Origin of the sequence: Bradyrhizobium sp. (assembly GCF_030693485.1) — a bacterium.
Lineage (GTDB): Bacteria > Pseudomonadota > Alphaproteobacteria > Rhizobiales > Xanthobacteraceae > Bradyrhizobium.
Genome location: NZ_JAUYAN010000326.1, coordinates 57,805 through 78,716, shown reverse-complemented (window position 1 = coordinate 78,716; position 20,912 = coordinate 57,805). Strand labels below are relative to the sequence as shown.

Annotated in this window: 23 protein-coding genes; 3 read left to right on the top strand and 20 right to left on the bottom strand. The window is 58.0% G+C overall.

The features are described from left to right. Nucleotides 1-58: 58 nt before the first annotated feature. The 5 genes from Q8N40_RS24120 to Q8N40_RS24100 form a co-directional block, all read right to left on the bottom strand. The gene (locus Q8N40_RS24120; RefSeq protein ID WP_305713591.1) at nt 59-1,267 is read right to left on the bottom strand and encodes a site-specific integrase; all 1,209 of its coding nucleotides are present in this window, start codon (nt 1,265-1,267) and stop codon (nt 59-61) included. 45 nt (nt 1,268-1,312) lie between these two features. Beyond that, the gene (locus tag Q8N40_RS24115) at nt 1,313-2,353 is read right to left on the bottom strand and encodes a hypothetical protein (protein ID WP_305713590.1); all 1,041 of its coding nucleotides are present in this window, start codon (nt 2,351-2,353) and stop codon (nt 1,313-1,315) included. 62 nt (nt 2,354-2,415) lie between these two features. Continuing rightward, nucleotides 2,416-2,808, bottom strand: coding sequence for a hypothetical protein (locus tag Q8N40_RS24110; protein ID WP_305713589.1), 393 nt, complete (start codon nt 2,806-2,808; stop codon nt 2,416-2,418). A 1-nt stretch (nt 2,809) separates the two neighbouring features. Next, nucleotides 2,810-3,127 carry a hypothetical protein gene (locus Q8N40_RS24105; protein ID WP_305713588.1) on the bottom strand — a complete coding sequence of 106 codons (318 nt, stop codon included), beginning with the start codon at nt 3,125-3,127 and terminating at the stop codon, nt 2,810-2,812. 378 nt (nt 3,128-3,505) lie between these two features. Next, nucleotides 3,506-3,967 (bottom strand): hypothetical protein, encoded by a 462-nt coding sequence (locus Q8N40_RS24100; RefSeq protein ID WP_305713587.1) that lies wholly within the window; start codon nt 3,965-3,967, stop codon nt 3,506-3,508. On the opposite strand from Q8N40_RS24100, the gene Q8N40_RS24095 reads away from it, so the two are divergent. After that, nucleotides 3,966-4,661: a hypothetical protein gene (locus Q8N40_RS24095; protein WP_305713586.1), complete on the top strand. Its 696-nt coding sequence runs from the start codon at nt 3,966-3,968 to the stop codon at nt 4,659-4,661. The two genes, Q8N40_RS24100 and Q8N40_RS24095, sit on opposite strands and share 2 nt — an antisense overlap. A 164-nt stretch (nt 4,662-4,825) precedes the next feature. Then, nucleotides 4,826-6,334: a MobA/MobL family protein gene (locus Q8N40_RS24090; RefSeq protein WP_305713585.1), complete on the top strand. Its 1,509-nt coding sequence runs from the start codon at nt 4,826-4,828 to the stop codon at nt 6,332-6,334. On the opposite strand, the gene Q8N40_RS24085 is transcribed toward Q8N40_RS24090, so the two are convergent. Further along, complete coding sequence (locus Q8N40_RS24085; RefSeq protein WP_305713584.1) at nt 6,331-7,827, bottom strand: type IV secretory system conjugative DNA transfer family protein; 1,497 nt, start codon at nt 7,825-7,827, stop codon at nt 6,331-6,333. The genes Q8N40_RS24090 and Q8N40_RS24085 overlap by 4 nt on opposite strands. A gap of 106 nt (nt 7,828-7,933) precedes the next feature. Here Q8N40_RS24085 and Q8N40_RS24080 point away from each other — a divergent pair, with 106 nt between their 5' ends. Continuing rightward, the gene (locus Q8N40_RS24080; RefSeq protein ID WP_305713583.1) at nt 7,934-8,872 is read left to right on the top strand and encodes an ArdC family protein; all 939 of its coding nucleotides are present in this window, start codon (nt 7,934-7,936) and stop codon (nt 8,870-8,872) included. A gap of 63 nt (nt 8,873-8,935) precedes the next feature. On the opposite strand, the gene Q8N40_RS24075 is transcribed toward Q8N40_RS24080, so the two are convergent. From Q8N40_RS24075 to Q8N40_RS24010, 14 genes are all read right to left on the bottom strand, one after another. Then, complete coding sequence (locus tag Q8N40_RS24075) at nt 8,936-9,169, bottom strand: hypothetical protein (protein ID WP_305713582.1); 234 nt, start codon at nt 9,167-9,169, stop codon at nt 8,936-8,938. Next, nucleotides 9,166-9,369 (bottom strand): hypothetical protein, encoded by a 204-nt coding sequence (locus Q8N40_RS24070; RefSeq protein WP_305713581.1) that lies wholly within the window; start codon nt 9,367-9,369, stop codon nt 9,166-9,168. The genes Q8N40_RS24075 and Q8N40_RS24070 overlap by 4 nt, the downstream gene beginning before the upstream one ends. Before the next feature lie 138 nt (nt 9,370-9,507). Continuing rightward, entirely contained in the window at nt 9,508-9,696 is a 189-nt protein-coding gene (locus tag Q8N40_RS24065) for a hypothetical protein (protein WP_305713580.1), read from the bottom strand. Nucleotides 9,697-9,744: 48 nt separating this feature from the next. Continuing rightward, nucleotides 9,745-10,140, bottom strand: a complete 396-nt coding sequence (locus Q8N40_RS24060) for a DUF5675 family protein (protein WP_305713594.1) — start codon at nt 10,138-10,140, stop codon at nt 9,745-9,747. 8 nt (nt 10,141-10,148) lie between these two features. Further along, nucleotides 10,149-10,409, bottom strand: coding sequence for a hypothetical protein (locus Q8N40_RS24055; RefSeq protein ID WP_305713579.1), 261 nt, complete (start codon nt 10,407-10,409; stop codon nt 10,149-10,151). Continuing rightward, nucleotides 10,406-12,961: a tail fiber domain-containing protein gene (locus Q8N40_RS24050; protein ID WP_305713578.1), complete on the bottom strand. Its 2,556-nt coding sequence runs from the start codon at nt 12,959-12,961 to the stop codon at nt 10,406-10,408. The genes Q8N40_RS24055 and Q8N40_RS24050 overlap by 4 nt, the downstream gene beginning before the upstream one ends. Further along, on the bottom strand, nt 12,958-13,155 hold the full coding sequence (locus Q8N40_RS24045; RefSeq protein ID WP_305713577.1) for a hypothetical protein: 198 nt from the start codon (nt 13,153-13,155) through the stop codon (nt 12,958-12,960). Before Q8N40_RS24045 ends, Q8N40_RS24050 begins: the two co-directional genes overlap by 4 nt. Nucleotides 13,156-13,157: 2 nt before the next feature. Then, on the bottom strand, nt 13,158-13,559 hold the full coding sequence (locus tag Q8N40_RS24040; RefSeq protein ID WP_305713576.1) for a hypothetical protein: 402 nt from the start codon (nt 13,557-13,559) through the stop codon (nt 13,158-13,160). A gap of 44 nt (nt 13,560-13,603) precedes the next feature. Continuing rightward, on the bottom strand, nt 13,604-15,493 hold the full coding sequence (locus tag Q8N40_RS24035) for a hypothetical protein (RefSeq protein ID WP_305713575.1): 1,890 nt from the start codon (nt 15,491-15,493) through the stop codon (nt 13,604-13,606). Then, nucleotides 15,494-16,786, bottom strand: a complete 1,293-nt coding sequence (locus Q8N40_RS24030) for a hypothetical protein (RefSeq protein WP_305713574.1) — start codon at nt 16,784-16,786, stop codon at nt 15,494-15,496. Next, complete coding sequence (locus Q8N40_RS24025; protein ID WP_305713573.1) at nt 16,786-17,787, bottom strand: tail fiber domain-containing protein; 1,002 nt, start codon at nt 17,785-17,787, stop codon at nt 16,786-16,788. Before Q8N40_RS24025 ends, Q8N40_RS24030 begins: the two co-directional genes overlap by 1 nt. After that, nucleotides 17,788-18,219 carry a GNAT family N-acetyltransferase gene (locus tag Q8N40_RS24020; protein ID WP_305713572.1) on the bottom strand — a complete coding sequence of 144 codons (432 nt, stop codon included), beginning with the start codon at nt 18,217-18,219 and terminating at the stop codon, nt 17,788-17,790. Continuing rightward, entirely contained in the window at nt 18,219-19,118 is a 900-nt protein-coding gene (locus tag Q8N40_RS24015) for a phage tail protein (RefSeq protein WP_305713571.1), read from the bottom strand. The genes Q8N40_RS24020 and Q8N40_RS24015 overlap by 1 nt, the downstream gene beginning before the upstream one ends. A 4-nt stretch (nt 19,119-19,122) precedes the next feature. Then, nucleotides 19,123-20,910, bottom strand: coding sequence for a hypothetical protein (locus Q8N40_RS24010; RefSeq protein ID WP_305713570.1), 1,788 nt, complete (start codon nt 20,908-20,910; stop codon nt 19,123-19,125). Nucleotides 20,911-20,912: the final 2 nt, after the last annotated feature.

Here is a 20,912-nt window from a genome sequence, read left to right as displayed (position 1 = left end):
CGATCCAGGGCTCGGATTAGAATCCTGCTCGACAGCTGTGGAAAACGGCCTTCGGGGCTTACGGGACATTGCGCATCGTACCCAACGCCTTCTCGATCGCGGTGCGTGCGGGTTCCACATCGAGATGAATGTATGCCCGAGCCGATTGGGCCGATACATGACCCAAAGCCTTGCTAATGATGGGTAAGGCTGCTCCGGACCTAGCCAGATGGGATCCGAGCGTTCGTCTAACGTCGTGAAGGGAGCAGTGCTCGGTAATCCTCGCCGCCTTCAAAAAATTACGCCACGGTTTCTCCGGATTTACAACGTGACCGGTCTCCGACTTTTCGGAGTGCCAGACCCAAGTAGAGGGGGCCGCTCCTGCACTGAAGCGATGCTGGAGTACCTTGACCGCCTGTGAAGTAAGCGGAACGGCCAGTTCACGTTTATTCTTTGACCAGATCGCCGGCACCGTCCACACCGCCGCCGTTAGGTCTAAATCTTGCCAACGCATCGCACACAGGGCCGCACGTCGCGCACCGGTTTCGACGAGAATTCGGAAGAAGTCAGACCAAAGAGAACCATTCTCCGCTTCGAGAGCTTCCCACAACCGGGTCAGCTCCTCAGGCGCCAGCCTCCGCGTCCGTACACGTTCTTCGAACCGCTCTACATCCCTGCCTGGATTGTCCGCCCAACGACCGGATTTCGCCATGATGGCCGAGATGAGAACGATCACCTTGTTAGCCGTTCGCCGTTGTCGCCTGCCGATTTCTGTCTTGAGCTTCTCGATGTCTTCCTGGGATACCTCGTTCACTGGTTTCCGCTTCAGGCTATTGGGCACATGTAGACGCCAAAGCGCCGCATAGTCCTGCCGGGTCGATGGGCGCCTATCCTTAAGTATTAAAAAGCGCTCGTACGCGTCCGCTAACGTTGTCGCCTTCAGCTTGGCGGCGGCCTTATCTTGCTTTCGCTGCGCTCCCACGTCCACGCCGCGGGCGAAGTCGCCCTGATAAGCGGCCGCCGCCTTCCGGGCACCATCCAGCGTGAGGCTACTTGTCTTGCCGAGCGTGAAACGTAGCAACTTGCCGTTACGCTTCTTTGTGAATACGTAACTCTTCGAGCCTGCTTTGGTCACGCGAACCGAGAGGCAGGGAGTTCGCGCGTCGTTAGCGTAAAAAGTAACCCCGCGAGACTTGAAATCGGTGACCCGCTGCTCGGTCAACGATATCTTGGCGGCCGGAGCGCGACGGTGTCTGGCCGCCCGAAGCGGAATGATGTTGCCGTTCAAGTAGGGATTCCCCGTTGATACCCGGTTGATACCCGGACCGCTGATTCAAGGTGCCGGGGGGTGATACACAGATAGGGAGATCAGTTTGAATTGCACTGATTTTTTCGTGAAACCTAGCATTCGAAAAGCTGGACACTCGGATTTGTAAACCGAAGGTCGGGAGTTCAATCCTCTCAACCGGCACCACGAAATCAAATAGTTACCGGACATCTCCCAAATCGCTGGCTCGGAACTGGCTCGCTCCGGGTACATGGCACGCCAGAACGCCTCGATGGCGGCCACGGCCTCTTTCTGAAACTCCGGATCAAACTCCGCGTATCGCTCAGTAACACCTCCGCCGTGCCCGAGCTGGCCTTGCACCTCCCACTTCTTAACGCCCCTCGCCCTCAACCAGCGGCCAAGGGTGTGGCGCCATGAGTAGAGGGTGACTGCCCCCTCCGCAGTGGGGATATGGAGCTTCGCCCGCTTGCGCGCTTGCCTCCATGCCGTCCTGACAGACTTGACCGCCTCCCCCTTGAAGCTGACGACCGGCCCCTCCCCGCGAAGCGGCAGGAGGATGGCCTTGAGGAAGGGAGGCATTTTAACGACCGGCCGCCGCTTCTTGTTCTGTTTCCGGCCCGGCTTGTTCAGGTAGATCAGGTCCGCCTCGAAATCCATTTGCGACCAGTCCATTTGCATGATGGCGCTTGGCCGGGCCAGCGTGCCGATCAGCAGGACGTTTAAGAGCCACACGTGGTCGCGGAGTTCGGAGAGCAGCCTATGGCCTTCCTCCAAACTCACGGGGCGTCCCATGGGGTCCTGGTCCCCCACTGGAAGGAGTGACAGCGGAGGCGCCGAAGGGATCTCCCCCTTCTTCCACGCCGCGCGGACGGCCGCCCGGCCCGTGGAGAGGATGTTGTTGACCGTTTGGGGACCGGCCCCCTGCTCATCCTGCAAAAAGGTTTTAAACCGCTCCTGTTCGGCAAAGGCCGTTGCTTCCGCCACGGACTTCTCGCCGAAGAAGTTGAGCCAGTAATTACAGTGGGTGTTGGTCGTGGACGGATGAGAGGTGAATTGCCCGCGCTCATTCCAATAGCGGGCAATCACTTCCGCGATCGTAACCTCAGCCGTTGGAGCTTCAGGCTTGGTTTGAAGGACGAACCAGTCCGTTAGCTTTTGCTTGGCGTCTTCAAAGTCCGTCGTGCCGAGGCTAACGCGCCTTGGGGCGTTACCTTCTCGCCAGCACCGATACCAGGCCGGGGAGCCGTCTCGCTGGGCGAGGTGGTATTGCCCGAGCCGGAAATCTCTTTTGACGTAACGTCCCATGGAATGGGCCTTCCCATGATAATATCGGCTATCTGAAAGCCGAAGTAGCGGATGCCCTTTCCGCCGGGTTCAACCACCGGGAATATCTTGCCAGCCATCCTCCATCGTTTCGGCGTGGAGGGGTCTTTGCCGATAAACATGGCAAGCTGCTCTTCCGTATAGGTCATATACGGCTCGATCTTGTAGGCCTCGCAGATCCCTTGTCGCATTTGCCATAGCTCCTCGCGAAACACCATCTCATGCTCCGCAGTCTTTGCCGAGCGAGAAGAGAATGCGTGACCACTCTGGAAGTATATAAGCGCCGAAAATAAGAAAGAGACTCACACCCCATATGCTGAGTCGTTTTGTCACAACTCCCCAGGCGAAGGCGACCATTCCGATGAGAACGATCCAGATTTGCAGGGGCTGAAACATCGCCCACAGCGGTTCTCGGAGCCCACAGTAAATCAGTGGCCGGGCGCCAAGATAAACCAGCGCGTAATTCAGCAGAAAGGCCAGCGTGACAACGCCAAGCACGATTGCGGATGGGGGAGCTTTGGGACGTACAGGGGTCATGTTAGACTCTGTCCCTCCCACCCTTGGGGTTCACTTTCTCGGACCGCGTGGGACGCCAAGATGTATGCCATTCCACGCGACCACCAAAAAATGTCGCAATGTGATCGACCTGGTTATCTTTTACACCATAGATTGAGCAGTCAGCGAGGTCGATCGCCAAAGCAACCGCATCCCTCCATTTCGTCGCTTCCCCCTCTTTGCCGAACTGCCGCTTCCACTCGTTGGAGATTCTCATGGAAGACGCGTAACCTTTGTCAGTCCCGTACCTCACGATGAACCGATCGAAAAACGGTGGTTCTTTATCGATCTTGGCATCTCGCTGTCTCGCAGAGATGAACGCCGCGATCACGATAAAAGCCAGTATGCTTATGAAGAGGGTTAACCCTTCCATTGAAACGGCCCCGCCCTTTTGAAAAGAACCCGCATGTCCGCGAGGTAGTAAGTCTCGGGCCTTCCCCGACTGTCCTCGATCTCCAGCGACCGATTCTTGAAGACGATGATCGGCTGAAGCTCGACACTCAGAAGGTATTGCTCCCACGTCCGCCAGTCCCTCCAACCTTGCAGGTCTTGCAGGTACCTTTTCTGGATAATGAAGGGGATCGTAAACATGTGCAGCTCGACATCCGTATGGATCAGGTCGAGGAAGCAGGCTTTGGCCTGCTCTTGAACGGACAGGTTCTCCCCCAAACGGGGCATATCCGCTTCCCGCCTCTCCATCATCAGCATGTGCGCTTCCGCAAAAGGAAGGGTCATCACGATGGTATTTAAACTGCTTGCTTGGTAGGCTTTCGGCTCGAACCCGGAAGTCCTTAAAACCTTTGTGGCGTAATCGTCATACATGCGCTTATTTGGCTATCTCATCCGCCTGATCGAATGGGCCGCCTTAACTGCGACCCACCTAACCGTCGCCGTTGTGATCGGCGCGGCGAAGTCCCTTTTCAAGGGATACAGCCCCTCCCCAAAGCCTCAGCTACCTGAAACTGTATCCGCGCCCCCCAAGCCCCAGCAAGGGGCATACGAGGGCAATCAGGTCATCAACGTCTATATGGCCCCCACTCAACCGGGGGCGTCCATGCTCCCGCCCTCGAAAATACCCCCCGACGACGGCCGCCTTTACTTCACCTGGCAGAGTGAGATCACCCCTCACCCCCGCTCCGAGGACTTATTGGAGCGCGTCGACCACATCGCTCAGGTGAAATTCCACGATACTGCGGAAAGCATCAAGCCGTTGAAACCGGATACCTCCCTACCCGGCGGTTTGCGTTTTGACCTACCCCAGGTGCAGGAGGAGTTGACCGAGTTCATTCCCGACTCAAAGCCTCTGATGATCCCCGCCGACGACTCACAAATTTACCTTGCGGACGGCTCATCATTTACTCTGGCTGGCGACATGCCCATGAGTTTGCCGAAGCGCATTGAACCTCTCATCCCCATGAAGCTGTTGTTCATACCGGTACCGCCAGATGATGGTGAGCTGTGGGTCGCACGAACATCAGACATCCTTCCGCTTACAAATCACCCCGAGACTGCGTAGCCCAACCCGAGCCCTGTAATGCGCTGCGCTTGAGCTTGAATGCCCGATAGCATGTGTTGCGGAAATGCAGTGAAGCGTTGCAAAGCTCATCAGGGACTGTGCAGTTAGACTTTTTTCAAAAGTCCACCCGTTCAGCACACCTCCGGTGATGTAGAATCGCACCAATGGCTAGCGCATCAGGCTTTTATCGCTTCGAGCATTCCTACCTAAGTCGCGCGGGAAACAAGACGCGCGGCAAGAGCGGTCGTTTCCATCTCTCCTCGATTGCCAGTTACATCTCCAATTCAAACAAAGCCTGCGACGTGCTCGCGGTTAATCTCTCCACTGAGAGAGGCGAGCTTTACTCGCAAATGAACAAGCATTCCGCGAGTGTGACGAGGGCCAACGGACGTATCGCAGAAACATTCATCATCAGCTTCGATGCGCGCATGAGCGATGAGCATCAGCGTGAGGCGTTGAACAATTTCCTCATGGCCGCGACGTTCAACGGCCAGACGAGAGCGACGGCCTACCGGCACAACGACCATGAGCATAATCCTCACGCCCATGTCATTCTGATCGACACCGACGAAAACGGGGAGCCGGTCGGTCACTTCGGCCGATCAGGCTCTTTCAGGCGCGAGCACAGCCCGGTTAAAGGCAATCCCACGACATGGCTCCGTCAGGTCTGGGAGGACGAATGCAACGCCGTCCTGGAGGCCCACGAGTACGATTTCAGGATAGACCGCCGCAGCAATCTTGAGCGCGGGCTGGACGAGGCCGGCAAACCCCGCGGCTTCGAGGTAAGCCAGAAGGACCCGAAACAGGGTCAGCAAGTCCTTACAGACCATACCGAGCGGCCCCTCGAACTGGTCCCCGAGGCCGCCCCGGAATGCCCTCCAATGCCCGTTGATGCCCAGGAGGCCGAACCTTACCCTGACGACCTTTCCGACGAGGACACCATGGCGAAGCTTCCTGTCCGTGAGAGCGTTATAGCGGCCTCCTATTTTCACAACGAGCTGAAGGAGCTGCGGCACCTGCAGGCGAAATTTGATACCGCCGAGAAGTCCGTCCTCGCCGCCGAACGTGAGTTTAAGGTCGCCGAGGGGCAGGCCTTTGACGCATGGTCGGCCAAAGACCAGGCCGATAAGCAGCTCTACGTCGCCCAGGAGCGCCTTGCCGTTTTTCAAAAGGACAACGGCAAGCTCAGGGGTATCGGCTTCAAGCTGGGGCCGCTTGAATGGAAGTCCAAAACCCGGACCTATGCCGAGCAAGCCCTCAGCACCAAAGCAGGATGTGAGGCTGAGCTTGACCGCTGCGAGCGTCTTCAGCAGTCCACCCAGGCGCAGGTCACTCGCTGGGAGAATGCCAAAGCCGAAGCCGAGACCAAGCAGGCTTCCACTAAGGCCGAACTCGATATGATGGTCTCCAGGTGGGGCCAGAGCGCCACCCGCGAGGACGCTGAGAAGGTCCTCGAGCACTCCGCGCGCAGCTACATGGACAATATCGCCGATCGCGACGAGGCCACTGGAGAAGCCAAGGAAGATCCCTTCCTCATCCTTGAAGACCTTTATGAGACCGGCCAGATCTCAAAGGCGCAGTACATCGACGCCCTTGAGATTGTCGGTGCTCACGACAGGATCGCCGAGCTTCAAGCGGGAGAGGACGAAGGCGAAGACCCTGGGCCGTTCTAAAGGTACTTCACCGTCCGGGTTTTCTCGTCACTCTCATACGGCAGATCGTGTAAGAGATTCAAACGGTCCGCCAGAACGACAACCCGGTTCTTCCGCATGCTCTTTAGCTCGTCGATCTTCATGAGCGGGCGGGCGGTCTCATGCTTCCCCTCGCTCTTTCCATGGTCGGCGAGACTTTCAGACTTGGACATGCCCGTGAAGTCTCCCAGAAGCCTCGAAACCGTCCCATAAAGCTTTTCGTCCTTTAGACCTCCGGTGATGATCCAGTCACAACCGTCGATCATGGGCTGGGCCTTTCTCTCGCCGCCAAAGTTGGTGACGATCTGTCCGATAGACTGCCAGCACATGAAGACGTTGACACCATGCTTCCGGAGCTGAGTCACCGCGTGCAGCATCGGCTTGCAGTACCCGAGCGTATCCGCTTCATCAACGAACACCCTTAGGCCTTTCTGCAGGCGTTTGCGGCCTTGGGCGCTGTAGTACCGCTTCACGGCGTCGATGCACTGGCCAATGACCAGCCGGTTGAATGCGCCAGAGACTTTTTCGTCCCCAGCCCCTCCGATCACAAACACGCCAACCGGTTTTGGGTTATTGAATACATCCTCCCATGTCCAAGGGCTCCCGTTCGGCTTCATAATCGCTTTGATGGAGGGGTCATTAAAAATGCGCAGCTTCCGGCCGATGGTGGAGTTGAAGCTGCCTTTTTCTCTCTCCTTCACCCGGAGATACACATTGATGCCGGCCTTAGCCGTGTCTGAGCCGTTCGTCTGGATCAGGGCCAGGACTTTATCACGCTCGGGTTCATCAGCCGTCGTCAGAAGGCGAATGGCTTCGTGGAATTCCGCCTTTGCCACCTTCTGTTGATATTCCCAGTCAATCAACGCTGCTAGGACACCATGAGCCGCGTCGATGAAGTGTTGGGAGCTGGCGTGCTCATCGATCTCGGGCATTGCGAGGCTGGTGATCGCCTCCACATCCGACCCGATGCTGAACTGTGTGGAGTTGGCTAGCGGAGAAAGCGCGTTGTAACCCGCGTTGCTCGCAGGGTTATCCAGATCGAGAATAAGCAGGTCGAAACCGGCCGCCTTCATCTTAGGTCCGAAGATGCCCAAGTGTTCGCCGGCTGGATCTCCAATGAGAATATCCGGCTTCTTTTCCAACTCGCAGATGTAGTTGAGGTTCGCCGCAAAGGTTTGGCTCTTACCTTCGCCTCGCTTGCCGAAGAAGTGCACGCAAGCTTCTGGAAGAGTGAAGACGCGCTTTTTCTCTTTGACGCCGATCAGGAAGCCGCCGGGGGTTAAATGCCCATCGGCCTTCATCTCCTTCATTCCGGCAAAACCAGCATTGCCGTGAGTCGGAGGCGCCTTCTGCTGCCCCCTAATCCATCTCCATGCCTGTGGTGACTTTTCCCAGATCATCCACTTTAGAAACAGCACGAGAGAGCCAATGGCGTAGAGGCACCATTCGAGCGGAAGCAAAATCCCTCTGACCATTCGACTCTCTCGTGTTACCGTTCAACCCTCAGGCAAAATCTTAAAACGTTTCACCCTGGCAGAGTTTCTCTGCCTGGAAACGTCTGCCTGACTCATGGAGAGCCGAATGAAGGCCTCAGACCTCTACAAGTCAGTCACAGAGAAAATCATAACCGAATTAAAGCAGGGAGTCGCGCCGTGGGCAAAGCCGTGGAAAGACGGATCAAAAGGCCTTTCCACAATGCCCGCCAACGCTACTTCAGGGCGCCCTTACAGTGGCATCAACGTCCTCATCCTCTACATGGAGGCTATGGACAAGGGCTACCCCACCCACGGGTGGGCGACTTTCCAGCAGGCAAACCAGATCGGCGCCAGCGTTAGGAAGGGCGAAAAGGCCTGCCAGGTCGTTTTCGTCAAACGGACCTCCAAGGAGGACGAGACGACCGGCGAGACCAAGAAAAGCTCAATCATGCGGGCTTACCCGGTCTTCAACCTCGCCCAGCTCGACAACGTGCCCCCTCAGTATCTGGAGGCACCTCCCCCGGTCGACGAGGACATTGCCCACGACAGCGCCCTCCAGCTCATCAAGGACATCGGCGTGAAAGTCCAGCACGGCGGCAATCGCGCGGCTTACTATCCGCAGCGCGATGAAATCGTGATGCCTCCCTTCGGTCAGTTCAAATCCGAGCCCGACTATTGGGGGACGATGTTTCATGAAACGACCCACTGGACGGGCAACAAGAAGCGGCTCGATCGCCAGTTCGGAAAGCGTTTCGGCGACAAGGCCTATTCGTTTGAAGAGCTGGTCGCGGAATTGGGAGCGGCGTTCGTGTGTGCCCGCCTGGGCATTCCGGCGACCTTCCGCTCATCGTCCTACATCGACCACTGGCTGAAGATCCTCGGAGACGATAACCGGGCCATCTTCACCGCGGCGAGCTACGCCGGCCACGCGGCCGATTACACCTTCGAGCAGGCTCACGCCGTTCAAGAACATACGCCGGACGTGGAAAGGCCCACGCCGCGCGAAAAATCAGAGCAGGAGATGGACGATTCCATCGCCTACTAACGAGGCCCCCACCGGGCAGACTTGCTGATTATTCAGCGCCCTCCCTTCGGGGAGGGTTTTTTGTTACCAGAGGAGATACAGGCCGAGCGCGGATGCCGTAACGATCGCTCCCACCCGCACAGTGGGTTTGTAGGCAGGAAGTGACCAGGAGCCCGTCGCGAGCGCAATCAGGCCGCAGACGAAGCCCACGACGGCCACGGCGCCAAGCAGCCAGGCCAGGATGGTTGTGAAGGTCGCGAGAAACATCATCCCGAAGGCTAGAACGGCGGCGAGGATGAGGAAGACCTTGAGCTTCACTTCTTTTTACAACTCCCCCAGCCGCACGCGCCCATCATGGCGCAGTGCAGCTCCGCGAAGTCGTCTATCGTCTTTTCGGTATCCCCGTCATTTGTCCCCTTGGCGTGGCTTAGATACGCGATGCATCCCTTGCTCGGTGAGGAACCGCACCCGATCAGCATGAGACCAGCCACGAGCAGCAGCGGCAGATTCAGACGCATCCATGACCCCCTTGAGGGTGTCTTGCGCGCTTTGGCCTTTTTGCAGCTCCGCTCCAACCAATAGAGCGACCAAAGGAGCCACATAGGGCTCCAGGGCTTTCCAGATCGCGGCAATGGCAGCGGCGAGCCATGTTGGCATTACTGGACGGTAGGGCTTACCGCAGTGCCGATCTCGGCTTTAATGGCGTTGATTTGATCGCCCGCAACATTGCTGACGTTTTCAGTGCCGGGAATCAGACCCAAGACAGCACTCGCGCCCCCCAAGACGAATACGAGCAGCACCTTGCCGAGGTGGTTTTTGAATAGATTTACGATGGTAGCGATCAACTCTTTACCCTTTCATTGAGTAAAGCGTGAGCCGGCCCAGGAATCTTGTCAAAGATTTTCTCCCGACAGCATGCCGCGCTCACGAATGGTCACTGAGAATTCGCTATTGCCGATTAGTCGACGTAAATGGTCAACCGCCTCACGAGAATTCAACAGCTTACCTTTGCTCACCCCGGTGCCAACGAGGATACAGCCTTCGGTGTCATCTTCGGTGTTGCCGGCGTGAATAAGGATGGCTGAGCGGCCTTGGACTGCCTTCAGCTCCCAAACATCTTTGAACCGCGGGCCGGAGTGCGGCCCCGCTTGGTATTCCCCTTGCGGGATGCAACTCACGCGCCGCTGGTTGCCCTTCCACAGGTCTTCCAGGGTCCAGAGGAAGTACGGCAAGCCCGGCACAGCCAAAGTGCCTATAACGGCGTTTCCTTGGACACAGAGGCGGTTCAGGACGAGTTTCAGCGCTGTTTGTCCAACTTGGCTTTGATATCGGCTACGTTGGACTTAACAACGGCCAGATCCGCCTTCATGTCGGTGAGTGACGCCGCGGATATCTTTAGGTCCCGGATATCATCATTCTGCCTGGCGTTCATGGCGTCGTTCGTGGCCGTGTAAGTAGAGGCCCACCAGACGAAGCCTACGACCTGAAAAGCCATACCGGCCAGAAGGCTTATCGGTACTTTCTTATCCAGATGCCAAGCTTCAGGGTGTCTGCTCATCGATTCACCGAATCATAGCGCCAGCCCGAATAATCAATCGTCGCCGAAGTGTGGTTTGTGCCAGCGTACTTTGTGATCCCGGTTTGGATACCCAAGGCGCGAGATGACCCGGTGGGGATGTTGGAGGTAATGGCGGTTTCAATCGTCCAAGTATCGCTAATAGCCCAGGCCAGTTCAGCGCGAGAACCGTCATCATTGACGTGCATAAGGAATTTAATAGCTTCCCCTGCGGTTACGGTTTTAGTCGTGGTGTTAGATGTTGAGTTTCCGTTGGAGAAAGCTGCAAATCTCCACGCAGTTGAAGCGGATGCGTCATACACCGGCCCCACTGAGTCAACTGGAATCGAGCTGTTGTTATAATCACCAAAGCATCCCCACGTTTTCAACGTTTGAGCAGCGGTAGAAAGCTGGTCAACTTCCCAACGAAGAACACAGAGCGCATTCCCATCACCAAGAAAGAAATCGCCCGACCCTGACCCGCCAGAGTAAGCACGCGAGTTGGCAGAGGTGCCAGTTGTAATAACACCGCTACCTGCCCCCTGGTCGGCGCCAGCAATGCCGGACGAGCTGGTTTTTGAGCAAGCCACGCCGGTTGTTGTGCCGCCAGTAAACAAGTTACATGAGCCCGTAGAATACTCGTTAAAGTCATCAAATATCGCTTGCGGAGAAATACCACCCCGATTTGAACTCATATACTCCCAACGCGAGCTTGCGGTGCTATAGCGCAATTCAACCTCATCCCCCGGCATCAAGATAATAGGAAGCTTGCCAGCAGGATAGCTTATGCGGTTGGCGGCGGTGGAGAATCCGCTTTCACGTTCTAACCAGAACACCCGGCCCGCACCTGCACCCGTGGTGCCATTGCGGATGCGGATAACTTTCCCGTCTTGAACGCCGTTACTGATAATCCCCGTAATGCGAGACATAGCCGTGGGGGCAAAGCGAATCAGTGAGGTTACTTGGGTCGCGCTGGTAAACGTCATGTTGTAGTTGTTGAACGTCCCTCCCGCAGGAGCCAGGATAATGCTTTCAAAGCTGGGGAGGTTGTAAACACCCACAGCGGAGCCGGAGATTTGCGCGCCATACAAGAATGTTGCGGAGGCGGTGGTCGTTGAGACTGTTGTTGCGCTAAGCGTCCCATTCACCCCAAGGCCGGTTAAGAACAACGCGCCCGCATTTGACACGTTTTGCACGTAGGTCGGGATACTTGTGATGGTGTACCAGCTAGGCGCTCCACCGGCTGCAATACCAGTAAGGCGGGAGCCATCTCCCTCGAAGAATGTTGCCGTGACGATGCCGGATGCTGTCAGCCCGCCGGTAAACATGCTTGTGCCAGAGATAACCCGGCCATAGACGTAATTGCCCGAGACGACACCAGCGGCGGACGTGCTGATAAGCGGCGAGCCGGTGATGTTGCCGGAGGCAGCAACCGCGCCGACGCCCAGTGTGCCGATGCTGGCGGTGGTGGCACTGAGTTGGTTGGCATAAAGGAACGTTGAAGACACCAACCCCATCGAAATATTGCCGGAGTCCGACACCGCAGCGACCTGGGTAGGTATGGCTGTCAGGCCGTACCAGCTCATCGCGGCGGCGGTGACACCCGTAAGCCCGGCCCCACCGCCAATAAACTGGGCGGCTGTGGCGTTTGTGGTGACGCTCAATTGGGTGACCGAGATCCCCGCCATGGTAATCTGCAAGCCGTTCGAGACCGCTTGCACTTGAGCCGGAATACCCGTGATCGCGTACCAGTTAGGTGTGAAGGTGATCCCGGTCAGGGCCGAGCCGTCGCCGTAAAGCTTGGTCGCCGAAAGCTCTTTCGTGTAGGTGTGTGTGACACTGGCAATCTGCCCTACTCCAGTCGCTGAGATGACTTTGCCGGTCCCAAAGAATTCTGCCGAGGGCATCGTTCCTGCAAATGCTGAAGATGCGCACAAAAGCAGTGTGGTAATCAGAAGGGCGACTAAGAGGCGAATTAGCGTATCAATCTTCTTTTGTTGCTCTTGCATCCCTTTGATAAGCAGGGCGATGAGGTCAAGATAATGCACGCCGAGATTTCCGTCACCTCTCTTCGTCACGAGGTTCGGCAGGACCTTCTGCAGGTCTTGAGCAGTCAGCCCTAGCTCAAGTCTTTTCCCGCCCTTCTTGCGGTACTGCGAGGGCTTGAGCTGAAGGATCTCAGCGAGACCTACTTCCATCGGTTTAATGCCTACCTTGGCACGCCTATCCGATATCAGTTCAGCGAAGTGGTCGCACGTCAGGGTCGTGAATGTGCCTTCGGCTTTCGACGCTGCGCCGATAACTGTCCCATCAACCGATCCGCCGTCGATGTTCACCGCGTTCGCGTTCTGCGTAGACATCGTGCCCAGGCTGGATAGATCGGCGTCCGAAATATCGTAGTCCAAGCTGTTCCAGGCGGTTACACCATCCCCGTGCTTGCTCTTGAGGGTGTCACTCTCAAACCCTTGCTCACCCAGGCCGAGCACAGGGTTTTGCGCGGTGAAGTTAGCCGCAGTGTCAGTTCTTTCTAAAAGCTGGACGGCTACTAAGCTCATGAGGACGCATCAAGACCTCCAAGTTGGGTCATGCTACCGATCACAGACGAAGCATTGAGGCCTCCAAACTGAAGGCCTGTGCCACCCGCCGGCTGGCTATTTAAATCAGCGATTATCTCATTGATTTTCTTACGATGACGCTCCTCGCGGTACTTCGGCTCCCCTGTGAGGACATCGAGCGTCTCGATCGGCATGTTTATTTCTTCATCTCGGTCACGTTGCAGCGGGCTGTTTGGCTCACACCTTTGAAGGCCGGCACGGTGTTGGCATCCATCACCACCATCTCTTTCTCGTTGGCTTTTAGCACCATTCCAGAGGGGCTCACGATGTTTGCGGTTTGCCCAAGGGCTACGGGTGTCATACGAGCTTCCTGATCGCACACCATACGGGCAACGCTGGTTTCGCTTGACGCGACCGCGGAGCTGGCGCTCACCGTGGTGGTGCTCGGCGCCACCACGTCAGTAGCTGTCACCGGCCGGTAAGCTGTCCCTATGCTGGTGTAGCCGTAATATTTGGTCCAGGAATCATCAGTGGCATTTGCCGGGCCAAACAGCGCGGCGAGCGCGGTTGTTGTCAGAGCGAGTTGTTTTGTTTTCATTGACTTAGCTTTCGTTGGTTCAAATCGTCTCGCAAGTTCATCGCTCAGGCAACTTTCTTTTGAGCCCATTCGATGACGTGCTTTGCCTTCTTGCCCTTGAGTGCCTTGGGATTGGCCCGTACAGGCGCCATCCCCGTCACCATGTAGGCCGGTGTCTCGGGGTCAGCCTTCAAGAGCTTGATCGCCACCGGCGCGTCGAGGAAGTGAGCCAGGTACAACGCGCCGTCGTCGACCTTCACACCAGCTTTCTCCAGCTGCTCCTGATTTTTCTTCGCATACGTCTCAATTCCCCACTTCGCCTTCTCGGGATCGGCGCGGGCGGCGAGGATTTCGCGTTTGCTTAAACCCTCAGCCCAAGCGGGCTTTTCCTGATCGACCAGCCCCAGCCAGGTGCTCATGATGAACTGCCCCGGGCCGAAGGCGCTGGACATCACCTTGCCGGTAACCGGGTCGATCGGCCGGGCGCGGGGGTTACCACCGCTCTCTGCCATGGTGAGCTTTTTCACGAAGCTGTCGGAGATTTGGCCGTTACCCGTTCCGCCGACCTTCTGTGGTGTCAGGTTGATGCGGATCGGCTTGGGAGCTGCCTTGTCTTTGGCCTCTCCGATGTCCTTGCCAACCAGGGTACGCGATCCCGCCTTAGCGCCAAGGCTTGGGAGTGCCGATGGCGCTGCCGGCACACTAGCCCCGCCCGACTGGACGGCTTCGAGCGCGGTCTCAATCCCCTGATCGGCGATTTTGTTGGCACCGGCGCGGAGGCCTGCAGCGCCAGCTGACGCAACGAGGCCCACAGGGTTGCCTTGCACCCCGAGGCCAAGGATGCCCGCCATGTTCATTACACCGGCCGCACGGTTGAGGAGTTGCTCGCTTGAGGTGGATTTTCCGGCTTCCTTCAAAACCTGCTTTACGGGGTCGCTAAGACCCTTCTGGGAGGTCAGGAATTTGTTGAGGGCGTTGCGCTGCTTGGTGAGACTGCCCCCGGCCTTCGTCAGCGCGTCCCCGAGGATCTCTCCTTGACGCTTGACCGCGTAAGCGGTGCGGAATTCGGCCGGGAGGTCCGCGGTCTGGTAAAACTCATCCACCACCTTCCGGAGCGGTTCAGAAAACTTCGAGGGGAGTTGGGAGAGGTCTTGCCGGAAACCTTCGAGGTAGTTGGCGTTGACACCGTTCTTACCGAACATCCTCAGCTCGGAGAGCATTTCCTTCACCTCCGGCCCGAACCGGGAGGCGTTTTCATACTTCAGCGCGCTCATCGCCTTATCGACCAACTCTTTCTGCACAGCCTCCGCTGGCAGATCGACAGCCTTCAATGCTTCGCGACCGGCGACGTACTCCTGCAGCAGATCGTCGGACGATTTAACGACGGTCTTCGCGCCCTTAACGGCGGCGATGCCCTTGCGCGCCACTTCCCCCAGCGTGCCGCCCACCAGCCCCCCGGCTGCCCCCAGCGCCCCACCTTCGACGGCGCCGAGGCCGCGGTCCACCAGATCGCCATCAGCCGCGCCAGCTCCCGATGTCGCGCCGAAAGCGGCTCCGCCAGTGGTGGCTTGAGCAACTCGGCCGAGGGTTGTAGCAGCCCGGGAGGCGGGCATTGCAACGGCGCCCGCGATTCCGCCCGCGACCTGACCGGCAATTGCTGACTTCGGATTTTGAGCAGCGTCCCGGCGGTCGGAAGTGCGGTTGTATGCGAGCTTGTTGCCGTACTCGGTCTTGAAGTCCTTGCCATCAACCACCGTTCGCTTGGCGGCGGTGATGCCGGCGTCGATTTCGTCTCCGAAGTTCGCGAGCGCCCCTTGGGCGGCGTTCTTGATGAAGGTTTGGACGGCACCATTTCCCTCTGGCGCCTGTGGCACTTCTGCATCGAGAAACGCATCAAAGTCCACCGGGACCGCTGCTTGTGGCGAGGAGTCGAGGAAGGCGTCGAGCGGGTCCACCTATTTGACACCCAGCGCCTGAAGCTGCGCCCTTGCATCCTCCCGCGAAATCTTACCTGCCTTGAATTGAGCGCGAATCTGCACGGCCTGGGGATTTTCTTCCAAGGCGGGTGCGGTCGGTTCAGGCGCCACGGCGGATGGCGTCTCGGTCATCTTCTTGCGAAGGGTATCGTAGAAGCCGTTGCTTCCCTGCTTGAAGCCCTCAAACACGGTCGAGATGTTCTGGAATTTCTGGTTTGCCAGCTTCTCATCATCTTCGGCGGTGACGATGTATTGCTGGCGCGCGTTGGTGAATTCGTCGGGGTTGATGACCGCCCCGGATTCTCGGCGGAGTGTGGCGTTGATGGTGTTTCGGATCGACTGGAGGTATTGCCGATCCTGATCGCCCAGGAAGGAGTAGGCGTAGGGGTTGTTGACCCACTCCAGCTTCACCGCTTCCGGCGGAGAGTAACCTCCGTTAATGAGGGCTGCCATTTGATCGCGGCCGTCTTCAATCCGGGTGGCGTAAGTCCCGCTTGTGGTCTCGAATTCCTTCCAATCTGTGCGACCGCCCTCTCCCCGGGCTTTATCGGCTTCCGCCGAGGCCTTGTCTGTCTCAGCCACAGTTTTATTCAGTTCCGCCGTCGCCTTGAGCTGTTCCCCCCGCGCCGCCGCCCTCACCGCCATAACGTCGGGAGCGAACGCGGTAAGCACGGAATCGAGGTTGATCGGCTTGCTACCGTTGACGGTGCTGCCATCGGCCATCTGCCCCACGGGGACTAGGTACTTAACCCCGCCCTCGCCTTGTTGCATGTTAATACCGGTGAAAGTGGCGCCTTCAGGGAGTTGTTTCGCGATCACCTGTTGCATGGCTGGGTTGGCGCGAACAAAGCGGTTTAGCTCCGTCGTGTCGCCAAACTCGTCGGCGACGGTAAGGGCATTGACAAGGTGGCCCTGACCGACCTTGGCATAGCTCTCGGCCTGGAGCAGTTCCTCCAGCTCCGCCTCGTGTTGGGCTTGTCCCACCTCCCACTCCATCAGCTGTTGCATATGGGCGTTCATCGCGTCACGGCGCTGCTGCGCGGTATCCTTCTTGCTGGCAGAGATACCGCTTGTCACGCCCTTGGCGATTTCAGAAAGAACCGTCCCGCCTGCCATGTTGCCTGCTACCCCAGCGAGGCTGTCGGCCTGCACGTCCTCCCGAGACTGGGCGCCGGCGAGGCTGGCAAGAGTCGAATACGGCAACTTACCGCCGCCACCGAATAGCTTCAGCATGGCGCTGGGATCGACCATTGAGAGATTGTCGTTCGCCATTAGGCCACCTTCGCCAAATCAACGAGTTTGATGCCGTTGGGGAGAGTGTGGACTGCAGACGGATTCCACACTTCAACCTCTTGCGCCATTACGCCCAGGGTGGGGAGCGGCGTGCCCTTGTAGCGGTACCGGTAGATGTTCAGACCGCTATCGGTTTTGCCGACCTTCTTGATGTCGGTTTTCAGGCGGCGGTCGGAGGCGACCATTCGAGCACCGGCGGGGAGACCGGCGCCGGCGGCTGAGGCGCCGTAGAGCCCAAAGCCCATCGGCCCGGCGGCCAGCGTTGCGAGGGTTGCGAGGCCTGCGATGTTCGACATCCCCGCCTGCGACGCCTGTTGCTTCATTTGCTGTTGCTGAAGTGCCCCGCTGTACATGGCGAGGTTGCGGTTTTGCTGGAGATTTGCGTCCGCCATCTGCATCTGCGAACCGCGGCCGAGAGAATCCGCGAGCTGGGAGAGCTGCATATCCTGACGGCCGGTGGCAATGCCGTAGAGATTTTGGGCGTTGGTGAGTTCATTCTGCCGGACCCCCTGCTCGATCGAGCTGAGATCACGAGAGATTGCATCCTGCGATTCACGGTAATCGGTGCGGCGCTGGGAGCGGGCCTTGATCCCTGCGGTGCTGTCGGCTTGCCCATAACGGCCCAACGCGCGCTCTTCCTGCTCCGTGCGGATCGTGTTGCTGTCGGTGGAGGCCGCGCGCTGGGTCTCTTCCCAATCCGTCAGGTACTTATCAAGCCAGGGAATATCCGAGCGGTTGTAGTTGGTGGAGAGCTTATCGATCCATCCCAAGCTCTTGTTTTTAATATCATCGAGCTTCGCTTCGTAGGCTTGCTCTTCGGGCGTAAGAGGGAGGCGCGAGGTGACCAGCGTGCGAACACCATCCGGACCGGTGACGTAGTTGCCCTGGGTGCGGCTTACCTCATCCTTCCAGTTGATGTATTCAACCGGAGGCGGCGGTGGCGGGGCTGGAGGAGTTTTTGGAGAGAAGACACTTCCCACTCAATGAAGCCTCCCCTTCATGAAGCTTGCACGACTGAGAACGAAGACTCCACCACGAACCATGTCGTTACTATAAAGCGGGTTTGCCCCGACTGACAAAGCCAATTTTACTGCACTTGGCTTCTTTGCGTGAAGAAGGACGAACTCACGATCCTTGAACAGCACTTGCGCGGCCTGCCGCAGAAGATCCCGTGTTGCCCATTTCCCGCGGTAACTTTTCGCCACGGCCAAGTCCAACGTGACCGCGTCGAGTTCAGCAGCCCGGAGACCAAGCCAGCCAACCGCCAGGCCCTCGCAGTCGATAACAAAATTCTCCACCCCTTGGAGACTCGCTTCGAGTAAGGATGGATCCTGCGGGCAAATCATCGCCTCGTAAAACCACCGCCCCATCAGAGCGACCGTTTGTTTGGGAGTGACCGGGACGAGCTTCATCAGTACCGGATCATCCAGTTGAGCATCATCGTCGGTTGCATGTTTTCAGACGAGCCAAGCCCGGCCGTGGAATTGCTGACCGTGATGCCGGTGGTGGCGGATTTCGTCACCGAGTCGGTCCCGGCCGGAGACGCTGCCGACTGAGGGATACCCGCGCCGGCGCCGGTGGCGGTGGCGAAGGTGTCCACCTCATGGAAGTGTCCCGGATCGGTCACCGCGGCGGTGTGGGTGTGCGCCTGGGTGCGCTGGTCCCCGCCGGCGGCGCCGAGGATAGTCCCGGAGATTCCAGCGGTCGTCAGGCTTACCCGGCTCGCCGCCACTCCGCCCATGTTGTCGAGGCCTGCGATGGTCCGGCCGCGCAGATCCGGGAGGCTGAAGTGGCTACCGTCAGCGGCGCCGTAGGCCGTACCAATCGCCGTGAACAGTGCCGGATAATCATCCCGGGCCAGCGATTGCCCATAGGCGAAAAGGAATCCAGAAGGCGCGACAGAGCCTGCGTAAGGCAGGATTGTCCCGGCCGGGACCGCTTCGAGCCAGCTAGTGCCACCCGTCCCGTCTGCGGTGAGGACGGTCCCGGCGTCGGCGGCGGTGCTAGAGATGCCCGCTGCGGTGACGAAGGCCCAGGTTGCCGATGTGCCGTTGTTGGTGAGGAATTCTCCGGTGTTGCCGATGACACTCGGCGGCGTCCGGACTTCGATATCGTTGACGCACTGGAAGGCTTTGTTGAAGTCACCATCGACCTTCGCGGACGAAATCGCCACGTGGTTCGCGCTGTCAGTCTGGTACTTGGTGACGTTGGCTGAGTGATTGGTGGGGCTATAAGCGCCCGCAGGTCGATCACAAGCTGCTGCATAAGAAAATGATGCAAGTGCAAGAAAGAAAAGAACTAAGCGTTTCAAAAACCTACCTTCCTATTGGTCTTATTCCTAGAATGCTACGTGGACCCTCTGTATCCGCGTGGCTCAAACGACATGCAAAATTGTCCGCCAAAAACTTATCTTCGACAACAGGATTAGTGACAGCGCCATCCCATGGATCTTCCGGTTCATCAAACATGCTCTCGTCCCACTCCGCACCCATGGCTTCGATTTCTACCTGCGTGGTGACGACATTGCGTTCGTTGTAGTTGATGAATCGCTCGATGGTGATGATCCCACTTGCAGTTTGCTCGACCAGAATCTCAAACATCCGGTTACCCCAACGTCCTCCGGCGGCCTGTAACCACGGCATCCACCAGCTGCAGGCGATTGCCTCGTCATCGTCGCTGAAGGCCTCGCCAGCATCGGCGTCCGTGCCGTTGGCGTAAGCATGCAGTTGAGCTCCACGGGTGAGCAAAAGACGCCCATCGGTCGTCCCGCAGAACCCAGAGGCATCCGCAAAGTGGCCGGTGAAAGTGACCCAACCCTTGCTCTCCTCGGAAAGCAGATAGATCAGCAACCCTTCATCATCGAGCTTGAACCCGTACAGCCCATCCCGGTCGTAATAGAAACTGCGGGCCTTCTTGTATTCATCATCCCCAGCCAGCAGCGTGGCGACCTTCGCCTGGATGGTCGGGTCGATATCTGATCCAAGATCAGCGACCACCTCCGCCGCCTCCGTCTGAAATACCTTGCGCAGCGACCGCGCGCCGTAGGGGGTGACGAAGAGTACATCGCCCGGGAAAGGCTGGACGAGCTTTTGATGGAGCGTCCCCACCGGCATTGTTTTCACCCACACAAATTCCCCCGCCGCCAGGGGATTGTTGCCGGTGTAGATGATGAGGTGACTTCGTCCGTGGAAACAGAGGTTGCCATCCAGGGAGGAGATCGCCACCAGTTCATCGAACTTCTTGATTTTATTGGACAGGTTGATGAAGGGCACATCTTGCGTCGGCTCATCACCGGCGTAGTCAAACCATGAATTTTCGTTGTTGAGCGCGGCCTGAAAATACACCTTCATCCCGTCGTTCCCGCGGAACCGCCGTGCCCGCAGCTCGCCTGGGGTGAGCCCCCAAAGCATGTCGTGTTCAGCAAACATGAAGCTGAAAGCAGGCGGGTACCCGAAATACTCCACCTTGGTGATCGTCTGGTTTGGATTCGGGAACGGAGTGCCGCCAACGTTGATGGTGAGTGTGGTGGTCCCGCTTGTGGAGGCAACCGTTCCCGTCACCGCGCCCGCCGTCTCGAAAGTGACGCGCACTTGAGTGCCGTTCGCATAATCCGCACGGCCGGGTTCCGGCTCCAGCGTGATGGTGTTGGTGTCCACCTGGGTGGGATTGGCCATGAGCACATCCTCGACCCACTCGCCGAGGTCTGTGGCGGTTGCACCGTCCCAGCTGAAGCAGCGATCGATTCCGTTCCAGAAAATGAGTTTATTGTTGAATGGGAGGCTGCCGATGGTGCCGGTAGTAGTGAGCCCGGTCTTCACGTCGCTGTAGGTCCCCGCATCCTCATCAAAGGCCTTCAGGGCACCGTTGGCGCAGTAGACCAGAAGCTGGATGGTCCCGTCACTCTTCCGGAACTCAAACGGACCATCCTTGATCGTGGTCCCCGCCACCTCACTCCCCTTCGCCCCCACCCCGAAGCGCTTCGCCCCACTGCCGGCCTTATTGGTGTTGGGAATGATGTTGATGATCTCCCGCGCGTAGTCATCCTTGGGGAGTAGAGTCGGGGAGATCGCGGTGTTCTGGAGCCGGCGCGGGAAAAGCGTCAACA

Excerpts from the sequence above, each read along its gene's own strand:
- Q8N40_RS24055 (WP_305713579.1), bottom strand. The coding sequence starts at position 10,409 with ATGAGCAGACACCCTGAAGCTTGGCATCTGGATAAGAAAGTACCGATA.
- Q8N40_RS24020 (WP_305713572.1), bottom strand. The coding sequence starts at position 18,219 with ATGAAGCTCGTCCCGGTCACTCCCAAACAAACGGTCGCTCTGATGGGG.
- Q8N40_RS24030 (WP_305713574.1), bottom strand. The coding sequence starts at position 16,786 with ATGGCGAACGACAATCTCTCAATGGTCGATCCCAGCGCCATGCTGAAG.
- Q8N40_RS24040 (WP_305713576.1), bottom strand. The coding sequence starts at position 13,559 with ATGAAAACAAAACAACTCGCTCTGACAACAACCGCGCTCGCCGCGCTG.
- Q8N40_RS24110 (WP_305713589.1), bottom strand. The coding sequence starts at position 2,808 with ATGGTGTTTCGCGAGGAGCTATGGCAAATGCGACAAGGGATCTGCGAG.
- Q8N40_RS24095 (WP_305713586.1), top strand. The coding sequence starts at position 3,966 with ATGCGCTTATTTGGCTATCTCATCCGCCTGATCGAATGGGCCGCCTTA.
- Q8N40_RS24085 (WP_305713584.1), bottom strand. The coding sequence starts at position 7,827 with ATGGTCAGAGGGATTTTGCTTCCGCTCGAATGGTGCCTCTACGCCATT.
- Q8N40_RS24070 (WP_305713581.1), bottom strand. The coding sequence starts at position 9,369 with ATGCGTCTGAATCTGCCGCTGCTGCTCGTGGCTGGTCTCATGCTGATC.
- Q8N40_RS24050 (WP_305713578.1), bottom strand. The coding sequence starts at position 12,961 with ATGAGCTTAGTAGCCGTCCAGCTTTTAGAAAGAACTGACACTGCGGCT.
- Q8N40_RS24045 (WP_305713577.1), bottom strand. The coding sequence starts at position 13,155 with ATGCCGATCGAGACGCTCGATGTCCTCACAGGGGAGCCGAAGTACCGC.
- Q8N40_RS24105 (WP_305713588.1), bottom strand. The coding sequence starts at position 3,127 with ATGACCCCTGTACGTCCCAAAGCTCCCCCATCCGCAATCGTGCTTGGC.
- Q8N40_RS24100 (WP_305713587.1), bottom strand. The coding sequence starts at position 3,967 with ATGTATGACGATTACGCCACAAAGGTTTTAAGGACTTCCGGGTTCGAG.
- Q8N40_RS24090 (WP_305713585.1), top strand. The coding sequence starts at position 4,826 with ATGGCTAGCGCATCAGGCTTTTATCGCTTCGAGCATTCCTACCTAAGT.
- Q8N40_RS24080 (WP_305713583.1), top strand. The coding sequence starts at position 7,934 with ATGAAGGCCTCAGACCTCTACAAGTCAGTCACAGAGAAAATCATAACC.